Below are 16310 nucleotides of genomic sequence, written 5' to 3'. Positions count from 1 at the left end.
TTGCGACGTCTGGACTGCCCCGGTGGACGACGGGGTGGTGGTACGTATGGGTGCGCAGCGGACTCGGTGGGTGCGGCGGGTCGGGGAATGGTTGGCCGGGGCGCCCGCGCCCGAGGCCAGGACGTTGTCGGACGCGCTCGGCTTCGCCGAGAACGCGCCCGATCTGCAACGGCTGTGGCGGTGGCAGCCGCAGCAGCTCGACCGGGTCGAGCAGCTCTACGCGGCGGCCCAGCGGGCGTTCGAGCGGCGGACCCGCGACGATGTGTGCCGGGCGCTTGAGCAGGCGGTGCGGGGCGGGGTGCGCATGGCTTCCGTCGAGCACGCCGAGACGCGGGCCGCGGCCGCCGAGCGGCTGGCGGACGAGGCCGACGCCGCGGCCCGGCGCCTGGACGCGGACGCGGCGCTGGCCAGCGGCCGCGGGCTCAACACCGGGCTCGCCTTCGGCATGGTGCTCAGCCCGGTCGTGCTGGTCCTCGCGTTCGCCGTGGGCGAGGCGGTGCCCGCCCTTTTCGACAGCAAGCTCGCCTGCCCGGAACAGCTGAGCCTGATGCACGCCCTGGTGTGTTTCGCGGGCGGCGCGCTCGGCGCGGTGTTCAGCGTGATCGTCCGACTGCGCAACGCCTATCAGCTGATGCACCGGGCTCCGGGCCGCGGCGGGGTGCAGAACATACCCGCCGATCCCCGCCAACTGGCCCAGATCATGCGGCAGGAGGGCTGGTACCGGGTGGTGGTCGGCTGGTTCCTGGCCACCTCGCTGTTCCTGCTCATCAACGGCGGCGTCCTCACGATCTTCGCGCCGCCCGCGACCCCGGCCGGCCTGTGCGGCGCGGGCCCGCTGTCCCTGGCCGACCACGAAGCCCTGATCAAGGCGTTCTTCTTCTGGGGCACGATCGGCTTCCTCGCGGGCCTCAACGAACGCTGGGCCTACGGGCTGCTGCGCCGCGGCGGCGCCGACCGCCGCACGAACGACCCCGCGAGCTGAACCCCGTACTCCCTGAGCGCCCTCGTACCCCTGGGCCGCCTCGCACTCCCCGGGCCCGCGAGGCTCCCCCGGGCCGAGCCGAGCCCTGCTGAGCCGAGCCCTCCTCAGCCGACCCCGCACGAGCCGGGCCCCGCTCCCCCGTGGCCGAAACTCGCTGACCGGATCCGCCCGCCAACCGCATCGCGCGCTTCGCCCCGCGTTCACCGACGCGACATCCACCACCCTCGTAATGGAGTTGTCTGTACAACAGTTGTCCGTACAACTTGGAGCTCCCGTGATCGCCCCTCGCATACGCACCGCAGGCCTCGCCGTGACGCTGGCCGCCTCCGCGTTCGCTCTCGCCGCCTGCGGCGCCAAGTCCGACGCCTCGACCAGCGCGGCCGAGGGGGGCAAGGGCGGCAAGAGCCCCGCGGCCGCCACCTCCGCGAAGGACGCGGGCGGCATGGACGCGCTGATCGCCGCCGCGAAGAAGGAGGGCACGCTCAACGCGATCGCCATCCCGCGCGACTGGGCGAACTACGGCGCGCTCATCGACGGCTTCACGAAGAAGTACGGCATCAAGGTGGCCGTCGAGAACCCGGACGGCACCAGCGCGGACGAGATCAACGCGGTAAAGACCCGCAAGGGCCAGGACCGCGCCCCCGACGTCCTCGACCTCGGCGCCTCCTTCGCGCAGTCCGCGGGCGAGCAGGGCCTGACCGCCCCGTACAAGGTCGAGGGCTTCGACAAGATCCCCGCGGCCCAGAAGGACACGCGGGGCCGCTGGTTCAACGACTACGGCGGCTACGTCTCGATCGGCTGCGACGCCAAGCGCGTCAAGGTGTGCCCGACGACCTTCGCCGATCTCCTCAAGCCCGAGTACAAGGGGCAGGTCGCCCTCAACGGCAATCCCACCAAGTCCGGTTCGGCTTTCGCGGGCGTGTACGCGGCGTCCCTCGCCAACGGTGGCTCGCTCGACGACATTCAGCCCGGCCTGGACTTCTTCGCCAAGCTGAAGAAGGCCGGCAACTACAACCCGGTGGAGTCGACCCCGGCCACCGTCGAGAAGGGCGAGACGCCGATCTCCATCGACTGGGACTACCTGAACGCCGGCTACGCCGACCAGTTCAGGGGCAAGGGCCTCGACTGGAAGACCGCGGTCCCCTCCGACGGCGTCTACGCCCAGTACTACTCGCAGGCCGTCAACAAGGACGCCCCGCACCCGGCGGCCGCCCGCCTGTGGCAGGAGTACCTGTACTCCACCGAGGGCCAGAACCTGTGGCTGAAGGGGTACGCCCGTCCGGCGCTCATGCCCGCCATGGACAAGGACGGCACGCTCGACAAGGCGGCGGCCGCCAAGCTCCCGCAGGTCTCCGGCACTCCCGCCTTCCCCACCGAGGCTCAGAACACCAAGGCGAAGACGGTCCTCGCGGGTGGCTGGGCCAAGGCGATCTCGGGCTGATCACTCCATGACCCTCACCACTACCACCTCAACTACCGCTGCCATCACGGTGGTTGAGCGACCGGCGCGGCGCCGGGGCCGCAGGCGTCCCGGCGCCTGGTTCGCCGCGGTTCCGTTGCTCGCCTTCGTCGCGCTCGCCTTCGGCGTGCCGGCCCTCGCCATGCTGAACGGCGCGCTGTCCGTCGACGGCTCGTACAGCCTCGGCAACATGAGCCAGTCCGTGCACGGCGCGTACTGGACCGCCCTGCTCGGCAGCGTGAAGCTCGCGGCCACCACCGCCGCCATCGCCGCCGTGCTCGGGCTGCTGCTCGCGCAGGCCGTCGTCACCTCGCGCGGCAGGGCGCTGCGCGAGGCGGTGCTCACCGCCTCGGGGGTGCTCGCCAACTTCGGCGGCGTGCCTCTCGCCTTCGCCTTCGTGGCGACCCTGGGCAACGCGGGCGTCCTCACCACCAAGCTGGGCCTGGCCGAGCACGGCTGGAGCCTCTACAGCTTCTGGGGTCTTGCCCTGACCTATCTGTACTTCCTCATCCCGCTGATGGTGCTCACGGTGGCGCCGGCCCTGGACGGCCTTCGCCCGCAGTGGCGCGAGGCGGCTCTCAACAGCGGGGCGAGCGCCCGGCAGTACTGGCGTCACGTCGGCGTCCCGGTGCTGTTTCCCACCCTGCTCGGCGGCTTCGTCCTGCTGTTCGGCAGCGCGTTCGCCGCGTACGCCACGGCCGCCTCGATGGTGGGGAGTTCGGTGCCGCTGGTCACCATGCAGATCGCGGACGCGCTGTCAGGGAACGTCCTGGTCGGCCAGGAGAACGTGGCGCTCGCGCTCAGCCTCGACATGGTGATCGTCGCCCTGCTCGTCATGGCCGTGCATCTGCCGCTTCAGCGAAGGAGTGCCCGATGGCTCGCCTGACGTATCCGCCGCGCCCGTGGCGGGGCGCGGTCCTGCTGGTCGCGGGCACCTACTTCCTGGTGCCGCTGCTCGCGTCCCTCGTGTTCACGGTGGACGTGCCCGGGCAAGGCCTCACCCTGTCCTCGTACACGCAGATCTTCGGTGCCGACGGGTTCACCGCGGCTCTGCTCAGGTCGGTCGGGCTCGCCCTGTGCACGGTCGTACTCGCGCTGCTCCTGACGCTACCGGCCGCGCTCGCGGTGCGGCTCTCCGGTTCGGGGCGGCTACGGGCGGTGCTCGAAGTGGTGTGCACGCTGCCGCTCGTGGTGCCGCCGGTCGCGCTGGTCGCGGGCCTGGGCACGGTCCTCAAGTGGGGGCCGGACCATCTCGCCACGACCCCGCTGTACGAGACGTTCGTCGCGGTCCAGAACCCGTCGTTCCCGCTGGTCCTGGTGTTCGCGTACGTCGTGATGGCGCTGCCGTTCGTGTACCGCTCGCTGGACGCGGGGCTTCGGGCCGTCGACGTGCGCACCCTGGTGGAGGCCGCCCGCGATCTGGGCGCGTCCTGGCCGCGGGCGCTGTTCGCGGTCGTGCTGCCGAATCTGCGCACCGCGCTGCTCAACGCCTCGTTCCTGGCGCTCGCCCTGGTGCTCGGCGAGTTCACGGTGGCCTCGCTGCTCGGGTTCCAGCCGTTCGCGGTGTGGATCGTGCAGGCCTCCGGGTCCAACGCCCAGTTGTCGGTGGCGGTTTCGCTGCTCAGTCTGCTGCTCACGTGGGGGCTGCTGCTCGTCGTGACCGGCCTCGCCCGCACCCGCGGTACTCGCAGCACCCGCGGCACTCGCACGTCTCGTAAGAAGGAAGCCGTCTGATGACCACCGCACCGCCGCGCACCGGCACCGCCCTCACGATCCGGGGGCTTCGCCGCACCTTCGGGTCCGCCGTGGCCCTCGACGGGCTCGACCTCGATGTGGCGCCGGGTGAACTCCTGGCGCTGCTCGGCCCGTCCGGCTGCGGCAAGACCACCGCGCTCCGGGTCCTCGCGGGCTTCGAGCGGCCCGACGCGGGCGAGGTGCTGCTCGACGGCGAGGACATCGTGCCGGTGCCGGCCAACCGGCGCGACACCGGGATGGTCTTCCAGTCGTACAGCCTCTTCCCGCATCTGAACGCGGCCGACAACGTGGCCTTCGGGATGAGGATGCGCAAGGTCCCGGCGCCCCAACGCCGGGCGCGCGCGGCCGAGTTGATGGAGCTGGTCGGCCTGCCCGAGCACGGCGACCGGTTCCCGCACCAGCTGTCCGGCGGCCAGCAGCAGCGGGTGGCGCTCGCCCGCGCGCTCGCCCTCCAGCCCCGGCTGCTGCTCCTGGACGAGCCGCTCTCGGCACTGGACGCCAAGGTCCGCGTCCAGCTGCGCGAGGAGATCCGGCGCCTCCAACTGGAGCTCGGCATCACCACCGTCTTCGTCACCCACGACCAGGAGGAGGCCCTGTCCATGGCCGACAAGGTCGCGGTGATGCGCGGCGGGCGGCTCGAACAGTGCGCGGCCCCGGCCGAGTTGTACGACCGTCCGGCGACCGCGTTCGTGGCGTCGTTCGTCGGGACGATGAACCGCGTCCCGGGCACGGTCACCTCCGACGGCCTCGCCGAGGTCCTCGGCGTACGCCTCCCGGTGGATGGCCCGGCGACGGGCTCGGTGTTCCTGCTGCGCCCGGAAGCCCTGGAGGTGACGGAAGGCGGCCCCGACACGGTGACGTCCTCCTCCTTCCACGGCGCGAGCACCCGCCTGACCGTGCGGCTCGCGGACGGCACCGTGGTCAAGGCCGACCTGCCCTCGCACGCCGCCGGCTCGTTCGGCGCGGGCGCGAGCGTCACCGTACGGCCGCGGCCGCGTCCCGTGCTCGCGGCCGGTGAGGCGGCGTGAGCGGGCTGCGGGCGGTCCTGTTCGACATGGACGGCACCCTCGTCGACACCGAGGAGGCCTGGGTCGAGGTCGTGGAGAAGGTCGCGGCCCGCCACGGACACGCGCTGGCCGGCGAGGAGCGCCGCTCCGTGTACGGCCGCTCGGTGGAGGACACCGCCGAGCTGCTGTACGTGTCGCTGGGCGCCCGGCGCGAGGAGCTGGCCGCCGAGCTGGGCGCGGACTTCACGGCACGCCTGGCGGACGGCGCCGAACCGCGCCCCGGCGCCCTCCAACTCCTCCGCATGTTGCGGGAGTCGGGGGTGCTGACCGCACTGGTATCGGCATCACCGAGCGCGATAGTCCGCAGGGTCGCGACCTCCCTCGACGGCCACCGCTTCGACGCGGTGTACGGGGCCGAGGACACCGAACGCACCAAGCCCGCGCCCGACCCCTACCTCGCGGCGGCCGCGGCGCTCGGCGCGGACCCGGCACGCTGTGTCGCGGTCGAGGACACGGCGACGGGCGTGGCGTCGGCGGAGGCGGCGGGCTGCGCGGTGCTCGCGGTGCCGTCGATGGAACCCATAGCGCCCGCCGCGGGCCGCACGGTGCTGACTAGTCTGGAGGAGGCGGACCTTGCGTTGCTCCGCTCACTGATCGGCAGTTGAGGGGGTCCGAGGTGTCCAGCAAGTCGCCGCTCTACCGGAAAGTGGCCGGTGACCTGCGGACCGCCATAGCGGCGGGCGAGTACGGTTCGGGCGCGCGACTGCCCGCCGAGGACGAACTGGCCCGCCGTTACGGCGTGTCGAGGGGTACGGTCCGCCAGGCGCTCGCGTCGCTGCGCGCGGACGGCCTGGTGACCTCGCGGCGCGGCGCCCGCCGGGTGGTCCTTGGCGGCGCGGCCCGCCTGCAGAGCTTCGGGGAGCTGCGCTCGTTCGCCCGCTGGGCGCGCTCGCTGGGCGAGGAGCCGGGCGGCCGCACGGTGGCCGTCGAACCGGCGAAGGCGACGGAGGAGGAGGCCCACCACCTCCAACTCCCCGCTGGCACAAGGGTGTTCAGGGTCCGCCGGGTCCGCACCCTGTCGGGCGCCCCGGTGATGGTGGAGCGCTCGACGTACCCGGAGCGGATCGGGCGCCTGGTTGCAGCGATGGACGTGGACGAGGTGTCGCACTCCCACCAACTGGAGCTGCAGGGCGTCCTGTTCACGGACGCGCACCACACGATCGACGTGGTGCTGGCGGACGCGGACGACGCGAAGCTGCTCGGCTGCCGGGTGGGCCACGCGCTGCTGCGCGAACGCCGCCGCTCCACCGACCCTGCGGGCACCCCGGTCGAGTGGTCCGAGGACCGCTATCTGCCGGGGACGGTGGCGTTCACGGTGCACAACTCGGTGGCGGCGAGTGCGTTGGGGCGGCAGTTGGGGAAGGAGTGAGGGGCTGTCACTGACCCGGCGGGGCACCTCTTCGGGCTCCACAAACACGGCCTCGGACAACTCCTCGTCACGGGGCCGCAGTGAGGCCGCCGCTGCCTCATCGAGGGTGCCGCCGTCGAAGACGAACGCGAGTTGGTCGTCCCAGGGACCGTGCGGTGCCACCCAGTCCACCACGAGCAATCCCCGCAACGTCGGCCTGAGCCGCAACTCCTCGCTCAGCTCCCGAATCGCCGCGTCCTCCGGCGGCTCGTTCGCACTGCCGCGTCGAGATCCCCCCGTCGCAGATGGATGTCCACCAGCGTGATCCGGCTCAGCGCGAGCGAACGCGCTCGCCCAGTCTCCCGAAGCGTGATCGCCTCCTCCGCCTGCGTCAGGGCCTCGTCGAGCCGGTCGAGGTCGCGCAGGATCAGCGCCGATTCGCTCGCCAGCGCGGCGGCATCGAACGGGCTCAGCCACTGGTGTTCCATGTCGGCCGCACCGTCAAGATCGCGTCGGGCCTCGTCGAGCGCCCGGGCGGCTGGGGTGTACTGCCCAGCCACGGCCAGGGCGCGGGAGTCACGCGGCCGAGGCCCGTCCGAGCCAACCCGGCCCAGCCGCCCCCGTGCTGCACGAACAACGACGAAAGCCCGCCCCACCCCCGGAAGGGGCGAGGCGGGCCTCGTCGTAAATCAACTACCGGTCAACTCCCGGCTCAGCAGCCGAAGTCGACCAGACTGAACGTGGCGTAGTGGTCGGCGGTGTAGTAGTCCTCGTGGGCCTGCTCGCCCGCGATGATCCGGCGGGCGCCGCGCGTCGGCGCGCCCGGGGTGATCACCGTGTACTCGTGGTAGTAGCCGCGGCTCTGGCTCGGCAGCGCCTGCTCGCGGTTGTCGAAGACGATGCCGTCCCGGGGGTACGGGAACGGGCCGCCCTGGTCGATGAGGCTGATCGTGTCGTGCGCCTGGGACGGCAGCGCGGAGTAACAGACGTTGCCGACCGACTTCACGGACACGGAGGCGGAGACGGCGGTGGCCGCGGGGGCGGCCGACGCCGAGCCGACGACCGGCCCGGCGAGGAGGGTGGCGGCTATGGCGAAGGCGCCACCAAGGGCTGCGATGCGTGGGGGGATTGTCATGTGCACCATGATGACGCGCGTAGAGCGGGGGCCGTCAACGCCAACACCGTTGATTTTTCTACCTGTTAACCGAGGCGGTCCGCCGCGTAACGGGAGCGTCACGGGAGGTTAAGCCGGGCGCAACCTAAGATCATCCGCTGTCCTGTCGTCTGCTGCCCTGTCGCGTGCTGTCCTGTCGCGTGCTGTCCTGTCGTTCTACCGCGATCCGTCTACCGCGATCCGTCTACCGCGATCGGTCTACCGCGATCCGTAGACCACCCCCGGCGTCTCCGCCTCCGCGAGGAGTTTCAGTGCCGCATCGCCCGCCTCGCGCGGGGTCCAGCGGGCGCCCTTGTCGCTGGTGGGGCCCGGACGCCAGCCCTCCATCACGGTGATGCGGCCCGCCTCCGCCTCGAAGACCCGGCCGGTGACGCCCTCGCTCGCGGCCGAGCCCAGCCACACCACCAGCGGCGAGACGTTCTCCGGGGCCATCGCGTCGAAGGCCCCCGCCCTGCCCGGCGCCGCCATCGCCTCCGCGAAGGTGCCCTCGGTCATCCTGGTGCGGGCCGCCGGGGCGATCGCGTTGACCTGGACTCCGTACCGGCCCATCTCCGCCGCCGCGACCAGGGTCAACCCCACGATCCCGGCCTTCGCGGCGCTGTAGTTGCCCTGGCCGACCGACCCCAACAGTCCTGCCCCGGAGCTGGTGTTGACGACCCGGGCCGCGACCTCGCGGCCTGCCTTCGCCTCGGCGCGCCAGTGCGCGGCGGCGTACTTCAGCGGCAGGAAGTGGCCCTTGAGATGGACCCGCACGACCGCGTCCCAGTCGTCCTCGTCCAGGTTGACCAGCATCCGGTCGCGCAGGAACCCCGCGTTGTTGACCAGGGTGTGCAGCGCACCGAACGCGTCCACCGCCGTCGCGACCAGCGAGGCCGCGCCCTGGGCCGTGGCGATGTCGCCGCCGTGCGCCACCGCCTCGCCGCCCGCCGCGTGGATCTCGTCCACCACGGACTGCGCGGGGCCGCCCGATCCGCCCGCCCCGTCGGCTTGGACCCCGAGGTCGTTGACCACGACCCGCGCCCCCTGCTCGGCGAACGCCAGCGCATGCGCGCGGCCGAGCCCCCGTCCCGCGCCGGTCACGATGACGACCCGACCCTCGCACAAACCGCTCATCTTCCGTTCCCTTCCGACTGGTTGACGTTTGCCGCGTCCAGGAACGCCGGGCGCTCCCCGCCGCCGTGGACAAGCAGCGACGCTCCGCTGACGTAGGCCGCCTTCGCGGAGGCGAGGAAGACCGCGGCCGCCCCGACCTCCTCGGGCTCGGCGAGTCGGCCGAGCGGCACGGTCGCACCCACCCGCGCGACGCCCTCCGCGTCGCCGTAGTGCAACTCGCTCAGTTCCGTGCGGACCATCCCGAGGACCAGGGTGTTGACCCGGACCTCGGGCGCCCACTCCACCGCCATCGAACGCGCGAGGCTCTCCAGACCCGCCTTCGCTGCCCCGTACGCCGCCGACCCCGGCGAGGGCCGCCCCCCGCTCACGCTGCCGATCATCACGACCGATCCCCGGGCCGCCCGCAGATGGGGCCGGGCGGCGAGCGACGCGGTGAGCGGGGCCGTCAGATTCAGCTCGACGACCCGCGCGTGACGTTCCGCCTCACCCTCGTCGAGCAGCCGGTACGGAGTTCCGCCCGCGTTGTTGACCAGCGTGTCAAGGTGTCCGTAGTCGGCGGCGACCTCCGCGAAGAAGCCTCGTACGGCGTCGGGTTCGCGCAGGTCGAGCGGGCGGAACTCGGCTGTGCGGCCGCTGAGTTCGACGGGTTCGTCGGGCGGTCTGCGGGCGCACACGACGACGTCCGCGCCCGCCCCGAGGAACGCCCTCGCGATCCCCGCGCCCACGCCCCGGGTGCCACCGGTGACGACGACTGCCTTCCCGGCCAGCTCCATCCGCTGCTACCTTCCTGACTCAACACCTGACCTAACAAATGTTTGGTGGAAAGGTAGCTGATCCGCCCATGGGTGTCTCCACCGCAAGCCCCGAGAAGGGCATTTGCCTCGTCACAGTCGACTTCCCGCCCGTCAACGCCCTTCCCGTACAGGGCTGGTACGAGCTGGCCGACGCGGTCCGCGCGGCCGGGCGCGACCCCGAGAACCGCTGTGTGGTGCTCGCCGCCGAGGGCCGCGGCTTCAACGCCGGGGTCGACATCAAGGAGTTGCAGCGCGACCCGGGGCACGCCGCTCTCATCGGCGCGAACCGGGGCTGCTACGAGGCCTTCGCCGCCGTATACGAGTGCGAGGTGCCGGTCGTCGCGGCGGTCGGCGGGTTCTGCCTCGGCGGTGGCATCGGCCTGGCCGGCAACGCGGACGCGATCGTGGCGAGCGACGACGCCGTCTTCGGCCTGCCCGAACTGGACCGGGGCGCGCTCGGCGCCGCCACCCACCTCGCCCGCCTCGTCCCGCAGCACCTCATGCGCGCGCTGTACTACACCTCGCGCACGGCGACGGCCCAGGAGCTGCACGCCCACGGCTCGGTGTGGAAAGTGGTCCCTCGCGCCGAACTCCCTTCCGCGGCCCTGGAGTTGGCGCGGGAGATCGCCCGCAAGGACGGCACCCTGATCCGCCTCGCCAAGGCCGCCATCAACGGCATCGACCCGGTCGACGTACGCCGCAGCTACCGGTTCGAGCAGGGCTTCACCTTCGAGGCAGGCCTCAGCGGCGTCGCCGACCGCGTCCGCGACACCTTCGGATCAGCTGACACCTCCGGCGCACCGGCCACCGAGGAGGTCTCCCCGTGACGGACAAGACCATGACGCCCGAGGACGTCGTCGCGCGGCTGCGCAGCGGCATGACCGTCGGCATCGGCGGCTGGGGCTCGCGCCGCAAGCCGATGGCGCTGGTGCGGGCCCTGCTCCGCTCCCCCGTCACCGACCTGACGGTGATCTCGTACGGCGGCCCCGACGTCGGACTGCTCGCCGCCGCCGGGCGGATCCGCAAACTGGTCGCGCCGTTCGCCACGCTCGACTCGATCCCCCTGGAGCCGCACTTCCGCGCGGCTCGCCAGGCGGGCGCCTTCGAGCTGATGGAGGTCGACGAGGCGATGTTCATGTGGGGGCTGCACGCGGCCGCCAATCGACTGCCCTTCCTGCCGGTCCGCGCGGGCATCGGCTCGGACGTGATGCGGGTCAACCCGGCGCTGCGTACGGTCACTTCACCGTACGAGGACGGCGAGACGTTCGTCGCGATGCCGGCTCTGCGCATGGACGCGGCGCTCGTCCACCTCAACCGCGCGGACCGGCTCGGCAACGGCCAGTACCTGGGCCCGGACCCGTACTTCGACGACCTGTTCTGCGAGGCCGCGGACAGCGCGTACGTCTCGTGCGAGCGCATCGTGGACGGCTTCCGGGGCGCGGTGCCGCAGTCCCTGCTGGTCAAGCGGTACGCGGTGACCGGGGTCGTGGAGAGCCCGAACGGCGCGCACTTCACGTCGTGCGTGCCCGACCACGGCCGCGACGAGCCGTTCCAGAAGCTGTACGCGACCACGCCCTGGCCCGAGTTCGCCGAGCGTTTCCTGTCCGGGCCGGACGAGAAGTCCTACCAGTCGGCGGTGCAGAGCTGGCACGAGGAGCGGAAATGACGACCAGCACTGTGCGGGTGTCCCGCGCCGAGTACTGCGTGATCGCTTGCGCCGAGGCGTGGCGCGACAACGGGGAGGTGCTCGCGAGCCCGATGGGCGTGATCCCCTCGGTGGGTGCCCGGCTCGCCCGGCGCACCTTCTCGCCGGACCTGCTGCTCACCGACGGCGAGGCGATGCTGGTCGGCCTCGACGGCGAGCCCGAGGGCTGGCTGCCGTATCGCCAGCACCTGGCCATGGTCACCGGCGGGCGGCGGCACGTGATGATGGGCGCGAGCCAGATCGACCGGTTCGGCAACCAGAACATCTCCTGCATCGGCGACTGGAACCGGCCCGCCCGCCAGCTCCTCGGCGTACGCGGTGCACCCGTCAACACCCTTAATAATCCGGTGAGTTACTGGGTGCCGAAGCACTCGACCCGGGTCTTCGTGCCGAAGGTCGACATGATCAGCGGGGTCGGGTACGACAGCGCGGCGACCGCGGGCCCGTCCGCGACGCGCTACCACCGCATCCCGCGCGTCGTGAGCGATCTGGGCGTCTTCGACTTCGCGACGCCGGACCACTCGATGCGGGTGGTGTCCCTGCACCCCGGGGTCACGGCCGATGACGTACGGGAGGCGACGGCGTTCGAACTGTCCGGCCTCGACGATCCGGCGTACACCCGCGAACCCACCACCGAAGAACTCCGCCTCATCCGCGAGGTCATCGACCCGGACAGCCTGCGCGACCGCGAGGTCAGGCCGTGACACCGCCCCGCCTGGAGACGGCGCTGACGAAGCTGGCCGGCGTCCGGCATCCGATCGTGCAGACCGGCATGGGCTGGGTCGCGGGCCCGCGCCTGGTCTCGGCCACCGCGAACGCGGGCGCCCTCGGCATCCTCGCCTCCGCGACGATGACGACCGAGCAGTTGAAGCGGGCGGTGCGGGAGGTCAAGTCCCGTACGGAGGAACCGTTCGGGGTCAACCTGCGGGCCGATGCCGCCGACGCCCGCGAGCGGGTACGGATCATCATCGACGAGGGCGTGCGCGTGGCGTCCTTCGCCCTCGCCCCCTCCCGCGAACTCATCGCCGAGCTGAAGGACGCGGGCGTCGTCGTGATCCCGTCCATCGGCGCGAGGCGCCACGCCGAGAAGGTCGCGGCGTGGGGCGCGGACGCGGTGATCGTGCAGGGCGGCGAGGGCGGCGGGCACACCGGAGAGGTGGCAACTACCGTCCTGCTGCCGCAAGTTGTGGATGCAGTGGACATCCCGGTGATCGCGGCGGGCGGCTTCCACGACGGCCGGGGCCTGGTGGCCGCGCTCGCCTACGGCGCGGCGGGCGTGGCGATGGGCACCCGCTTCCTGCTGACCTCCGACTCCACGGTCCCGGACGCGGTGAAGGCGAAGTACTTGGAAGCCACGGTCAAGGACGTCACCGTGACCAGGGCCGTGGACGGGCTGCCGCACCGCATGCTGCGTACGGAACTCGTCGCATCGCTGGAAGGGGCGGGACGCGTCGGCGCGCTGGCACAGGCGGTGCGCCGGGCGGCCGGCTTCAAGAAGATCTCCGGCCTGACCTGGCCCCAACTGGTCAGGGACGGCCTGGCGATGAAGCACGGCAAGAACCTGACGTGGAGTCAGGTGCTGCTTGCGGCCAACACTCCGATGCTGCTGAGGGCGTCGATGGTCGAGGGCCGCACCGATCTCGGAGTGATGGCCTCGGGCCAAGTGGCAGGGCTGATCGAAGACCTCCCGAGCTGCGAGGAACTGATCACCCGCGTGATGACCGAGGCCGCGCATGTGCTCGCCACCCTGCCGACGACGGCGGGGTGAATCCCCCTATTCGCACGGGAGTTGATCCCCCCCCCATGAGCCACGCCACCCGCAGAGTGACGCGAGCCAGGATGGCGACCGCCGTGGCCGTCGCCGCGACCCTGGCGGTGGGCATACTGCCCGCGACGACATCGGCAGCAGCCGCCGCACCCACCACCGGCACACACCACCAAGCCGCCTCCCCCATCCACCAGGTCGTCCTGCAAGGCGCGGTCAACGTCCGCGACCTGGGCGGATACGGCACGTACGACGGGAAGCGGGTCAGGTACGGCCTCGCGTACCGGGCGGACTCCCTGAACAGGACAACGGACGCGGACGTCGCGACCCTCTCGCGGCTCGGCCTGCGCGAGGTGGTCGACTTCCGGGTGCCCCTGGAGCTCCAGTACGACGGCCCCGACCGCCTCCCCGCCGGGCTCGCCCCCACCGCACGCCCGGTCTCCGACAGCGGCCTGTACGCGCAGATGCTGGCCGCGATCGGGTCCAAGGACCCGGCGAAGCAGGACGCGATGCTGGGCCACGGCAAGGCGGAGGCCCTCATGCGGACGGTGTACCAGGACTTCGTCTCGGATCCGGCGAGCCGAGCGCAGTTCGGATCGACACTGAAGGACCTGGCGGCGGGCCGAGGCCCTCTCCTGTTCCACTGCACATCGGGCAAGGACCGTACGGGGTGGGAGAGTTACGTACTGCTGCGCGCGCTGGGCGTGCCGGACGCGACGGCCCAGCAGGACTACCTGGCGTCCAACGGCTTCCGGGCGGCGGCGGACGCGGCACTGCGGGCGGGCCTGAAGCAGTCGGGCATGATGCAGAACCCGGACCTGCTGATCCCGCTGCAGGAGGTGCGCCTCGACTACCTGAACGCGGCGGTGGCCCAACTGTCGTCCCAGTACGGCGACTTGTACGGGTACCTGACGCAGGGGCTGGGCCTCGGCCTCCGCGACTTGGCGGCGCTGCGGGTGCGGCTGGTGGACTGACGCAGGGGGGCGACTTTGCGGGCGGCGGGGCGGGGTGCCGCGGGGCTGGGCCCCGGACCCCGCACCCCCTCCTCCGCGACGCGGAAGGTCTGAGCGCGGGGCCCCTACGGGGTGCGGCCCCCTTTGGTCTGCGCAGTTCCCCACGCCCCTTAACCCGCTTTCGCCCGCGGGCCGTACGTGGCTGGTCGCGCAGTTCCCCGCGCCCCTATCAGGGTTGCTCCTAGCAGGATCGAACCTGGCAGGGGGGCATACCCAGCCCGTCCGGCGTTTGAGGACGAGCGCCCTTCGGGCGCGAACGGGGTCTGGGGCGGAGCCTCAGGAGACCGGCCTCACCGCTCTTCAACCCCCGGAGGCCACGTGGCGGAGCCGCAGAGTGTCACAGCGGGGAGGGGTGGGGTGGGGATAGATCAGGCGCCGGAGCGACGCCCGCGCCCACCCTGCCCGCGGGAACCCGCACCCTGCCCAGAGCCCTGCGCATGCCCACCCTGCGAACGGGATGCGGCACCCTGCCTGGCGGAGCCGCCGGCACCCTGCCGAGCGGAACCGGAGCCCTGCCTGGCAGAGCCAGAACCCTGCGCGCGGGGTGCGGACGCCTGGCCCGCGCCCCCGCGGGAACCCTGCCCGCCGCGGCGGCCCCGGCTGCGCCCCCCGGAGGGAGCCCGCTTCGGCTCCGGCTGGGCCGGCACCTCGATGACCACCGGCACCCCGGACGGCTCCCGCGCGCCCGTGACCCGTACGAGTTCCTCGGAGCTCGACTTGATCTCCGCCGTCCGGGGACGGATCCCCGCGAACGACATGAGCTTGGTCATCTCGCGCTTCTCCTCGGGAAGCACCAGCGTGACGACACTGCCCGACTCGCCCGCCCGCGCGGTGCGGCCGCCGCGGTGGAGGTAGTCCTTGTGGTCGGTCGGGGGGTCCACGTTGACGACCAGGTCCAGGTCGTCGACGTGAATGCCTCGCGCGGCGACGTTGGTCGCGACCAGCGCGGTGACCTGGCCGTTCTTGAACTGGTCCAGCGTGCGGTTGCGCTGCGGCTGCGAGCGCCCGCCGTGCAGGCCCGCCGCGCGGACGCCGCTGGAGAGCAGCCGCTTGACCAGCCGGTCCACGGAGCGCTTGGTGTCCAGGAACATGATCACGCGGCCGTCGCGGGCCGCGATGCGCGTGGTGACGGCCTTCTTGTCGGTCTCGTCCATCACGTACAGGACGTGGTGTTCCATCGTGGTGACCGCGCCGGCCGACGGGTCGACGGAGTGGACCACCGGGTCGGTGAGGAACATCCGGACCAGGCGGTCGATGTTGGCGTCCAGGGTCGCCGAGAACAGCATGCGCTGGCCGTCCGGCTCGACCTGCTTGAGCAGCGCGGTGACCTGCGGCATGAAGCCCATGTCGGCCATCTGGTCGGCCTCGTCGAGGACGGTGATGCCCACGTTCTCCAGTGAGCAGTCACCCCGCTCTATGAGGTCCTTGAGCCGGCCCGGGGTGGCGACCATGACCTCGGCGCCGCGGCGCAGCGAGTTCGCCTGCTTGGTGATGGAGAGCCCGCCGACGACGGTGGTGAGGCGCAGGTTGACGGCCGTCGCGTACGGCGTGAGCGCGTCGGTGACCTGCTGTGCGAGCTCGCGCGTCGGTACGAGGACCATGGCGAGCGGCGCCTTGGGCTCGGCGCGCCGGCCCGCGGTGCGGGCGAGCAGGGCGAGGCCGAAGGCGAGGGTCTTGCCGGAGCCGGTGCGGCCGCGGCCGAGGATGTCGCGGCCCGCGAGCGAGTTCGGCAGGGTGGCGCCCTGGATCGGGAACGGCTCGGTCACGCCCTGCGCGTCGAGCGTCTTGAGGAGCGCCGCGGGCATGTCCAGGTCGGCGAAGGCCTCGACGGCGGGCAGCGCGGGGGTGAGGGTCTCCGGCAGTTTGAATTCGCCCTGCGGCGCCATGGTCCTGCCCTTGGCGGGCTTCGTGGACTTGGCGGCGGGCCGGCCGGAACCCCTGCGGGCACCGGAACTGGAACCGGAACCGGAACGGGAGCCGGTACCGGCACCGGAACCGGCACCGGAGCGCTTGCTGGTCATGCGCGTCATACGGAATTTGCCTTCCTGGGACAAGACAGCACAAGCCGGGACCCGCACCTGAGGGTGCGGGCCCCGGCTGCGAAATTCGCGAGCCGCTAGAACGCGGCTGCAAAA

The 16310-nt window shown here is 72.0% G+C and carries 17 protein-coding genes and 1 pseudogene; 12 read left to right on the top strand and 6 right to left on the bottom strand.

All coding sequences use genetic code 11. The features are described from left to right. Nucleotides 1-46: 46 nt before the first annotated feature. The 7 genes from ACWC2B_RS04980 (at nucleotide 47) to ACWC2B_RS04950 (ending at nucleotide 6632) form a co-directional block, all read left to right on the top strand. The gene (locus tag ACWC2B_RS04980; RefSeq protein WP_450715028.1) at nucleotides 47-982 is read left to right on the top strand and encodes a hypothetical protein; all 936 of its coding nucleotides are present in this window, start codon (nucleotides 47-49) and stop codon (nucleotides 980-982) included. Nucleotides 983-1211: 229 nt separating this feature from the next. Beyond that, the gene (locus ACWC2B_RS04975) at nucleotides 1212-2423 is read left to right on the top strand and encodes an ABC transporter substrate-binding protein (protein WP_450715027.1); all 1212 of its coding nucleotides are present in this window, start codon (nucleotides 1212-1214) and stop codon (nucleotides 2421-2423) included. A gap of 7 nt (nucleotides 2424-2430) precedes the next feature. After that, nucleotides 2431-3327: an ABC transporter permease gene (locus tag ACWC2B_RS04970; protein ID WP_450715026.1), complete on the top strand. Its 897-nt coding sequence runs from the start codon at nucleotides 2431-2433 to the stop codon at nucleotides 3325-3327. Next, nucleotides 3315-4175 (top strand): ABC transporter permease, encoded by an 861-nt coding sequence (locus tag ACWC2B_RS04965; protein ID WP_450715025.1) that lies wholly within the window; start codon nucleotides 3315-3317, stop codon nucleotides 4173-4175. Before ACWC2B_RS04970 ends, ACWC2B_RS04965 begins: the two co-directional genes overlap by 13 nt. Continuing rightward, nucleotides 4175-5224, top strand: coding sequence for an ABC transporter ATP-binding protein (locus ACWC2B_RS04960; RefSeq protein WP_450715024.1), 1050 nt, complete (start codon nucleotides 4175-4177; stop codon nucleotides 5222-5224). Before ACWC2B_RS04965 ends, ACWC2B_RS04960 begins: the two co-directional genes overlap by 1 nt. Further along, nucleotides 5221-5868: an HAD family hydrolase gene (locus ACWC2B_RS04955; protein WP_450715023.1), complete on the top strand. Its 648-nt coding sequence runs from the start codon at nucleotides 5221-5223 to the stop codon at nucleotides 5866-5868. The genes ACWC2B_RS04960 and ACWC2B_RS04955 overlap by 4 nt, the downstream gene beginning before the upstream one ends. Nucleotides 5869-5879: 11 nt before the next feature. Beyond that, complete coding sequence (locus ACWC2B_RS04950; protein WP_450715022.1) at nucleotides 5880-6632, top strand: GntR family transcriptional regulator; 753 nt, start codon at nucleotides 5880-5882, stop codon at nucleotides 6630-6632. Between the two features lie 6 nt (nucleotides 6633-6638). On the opposite strand, the pseudogene ACWC2B_RS04945 reads toward ACWC2B_RS04950, so the two are convergent. From ACWC2B_RS04945 to ACWC2B_RS04925, 5 genes and pseudogenes are all read right to left on the bottom strand, one after another. After that, nucleotides 6639-6887: pseudogene (locus ACWC2B_RS04945) on the bottom strand (NUDIX domain-containing protein); the annotation flags it as partial. After that, entirely contained in the window at nucleotides 6848-7099 is a 252-nt protein-coding gene (locus ACWC2B_RS04940) for a hypothetical protein (protein WP_450715021.1), read from the bottom strand. The pseudogene ACWC2B_RS04945 and the gene ACWC2B_RS04940, both read right to left, overlap by 40 nt. A 224-nt stretch (nucleotides 7100-7323) precedes the next feature. Then, nucleotides 7324-7746, bottom strand: a complete 423-nt coding sequence (locus ACWC2B_RS04935) for a ribonuclease domain-containing protein (protein WP_450715020.1) — start codon at nucleotides 7744-7746, stop codon at nucleotides 7324-7326. Nucleotides 7747-7983: 237 nt separating this feature from the next. Then, nucleotides 7984-8898, bottom strand: a complete 915-nt coding sequence (locus ACWC2B_RS04930; protein WP_450715019.1) for an SDR family oxidoreductase — start codon at nucleotides 8896-8898, stop codon at nucleotides 7984-7986. Further along, nucleotides 8895-9671, bottom strand: a complete 777-nt coding sequence (locus ACWC2B_RS04925; RefSeq protein WP_450715018.1) for an SDR family oxidoreductase — start codon at nucleotides 9669-9671, stop codon at nucleotides 8895-8897. Before ACWC2B_RS04925 ends, ACWC2B_RS04930 begins: the two co-directional genes overlap by 4 nt. Nucleotides 9672-9739: 68 nt before the next feature. Here ACWC2B_RS04925 and ACWC2B_RS04920 point away from each other — a divergent pair, with 68 nt between their 5' ends. The 5 genes from ACWC2B_RS04920 to ACWC2B_RS04900 are packed head-to-tail and all read left to right on the top strand — an operon-like array spanning nucleotide 9740 to nucleotide 14136. Continuing rightward, entirely contained in the window at nucleotides 9740-10519 is a 780-nt protein-coding gene (locus tag ACWC2B_RS04920) for an enoyl-CoA hydratase family protein (RefSeq protein WP_450715017.1), read from the top strand. Next, complete coding sequence (locus tag ACWC2B_RS04915) at nucleotides 10516-11358, top strand: CoA transferase subunit A (RefSeq protein WP_450715016.1); 843 nt, start codon at nucleotides 10516-10518, stop codon at nucleotides 11356-11358. Before ACWC2B_RS04920 ends, ACWC2B_RS04915 begins: the two co-directional genes overlap by 4 nt. Next, nucleotides 11355-12101 carry a CoA-transferase subunit beta gene (locus ACWC2B_RS04910; protein WP_450715015.1) on the top strand — a complete coding sequence of 249 codons (747 nt, stop codon included), beginning with the start codon at nucleotides 11355-11357 and terminating at the stop codon, nucleotides 12099-12101. The genes ACWC2B_RS04915 and ACWC2B_RS04910 overlap by 4 nt, the downstream gene beginning before the upstream one ends. Nucleotides 12102-12112: 11 nt before the next feature. Then, entirely contained in the window at nucleotides 12113-13165 is a 1053-nt protein-coding gene (locus tag ACWC2B_RS04905) for an NAD(P)H-dependent flavin oxidoreductase (RefSeq protein ID WP_450715227.1), read from the top strand. Between the two features lie 35 nt (nucleotides 13166-13200). Next, nucleotides 13201-14136: a tyrosine-protein phosphatase gene (locus ACWC2B_RS04900; protein WP_450715014.1), complete on the top strand. Its 936-nt coding sequence runs from the start codon at nucleotides 13201-13203 to the stop codon at nucleotides 14134-14136. A gap of 407 nt (nucleotides 14137-14543) precedes the next feature. On the opposite strand, the gene ACWC2B_RS04895 is transcribed toward ACWC2B_RS04900, so the two are convergent. Continuing rightward, complete coding sequence (locus ACWC2B_RS04895) at nucleotides 14544-16205, bottom strand: DEAD/DEAH box helicase (RefSeq protein ID WP_450715013.1); 1662 nt, start codon at nucleotides 16203-16205, stop codon at nucleotides 14544-14546. Between the last annotated feature and the right edge of the window lie 105 nt (nucleotides 16206-16310).

The organism is Streptomyces sp. NPDC001415, assembly GCF_053597395.1.
The sequence above is the reverse complement of the archived record's forward strand: the minus strand, read 5'-3'. Positions and strand labels throughout refer to the sequence as shown.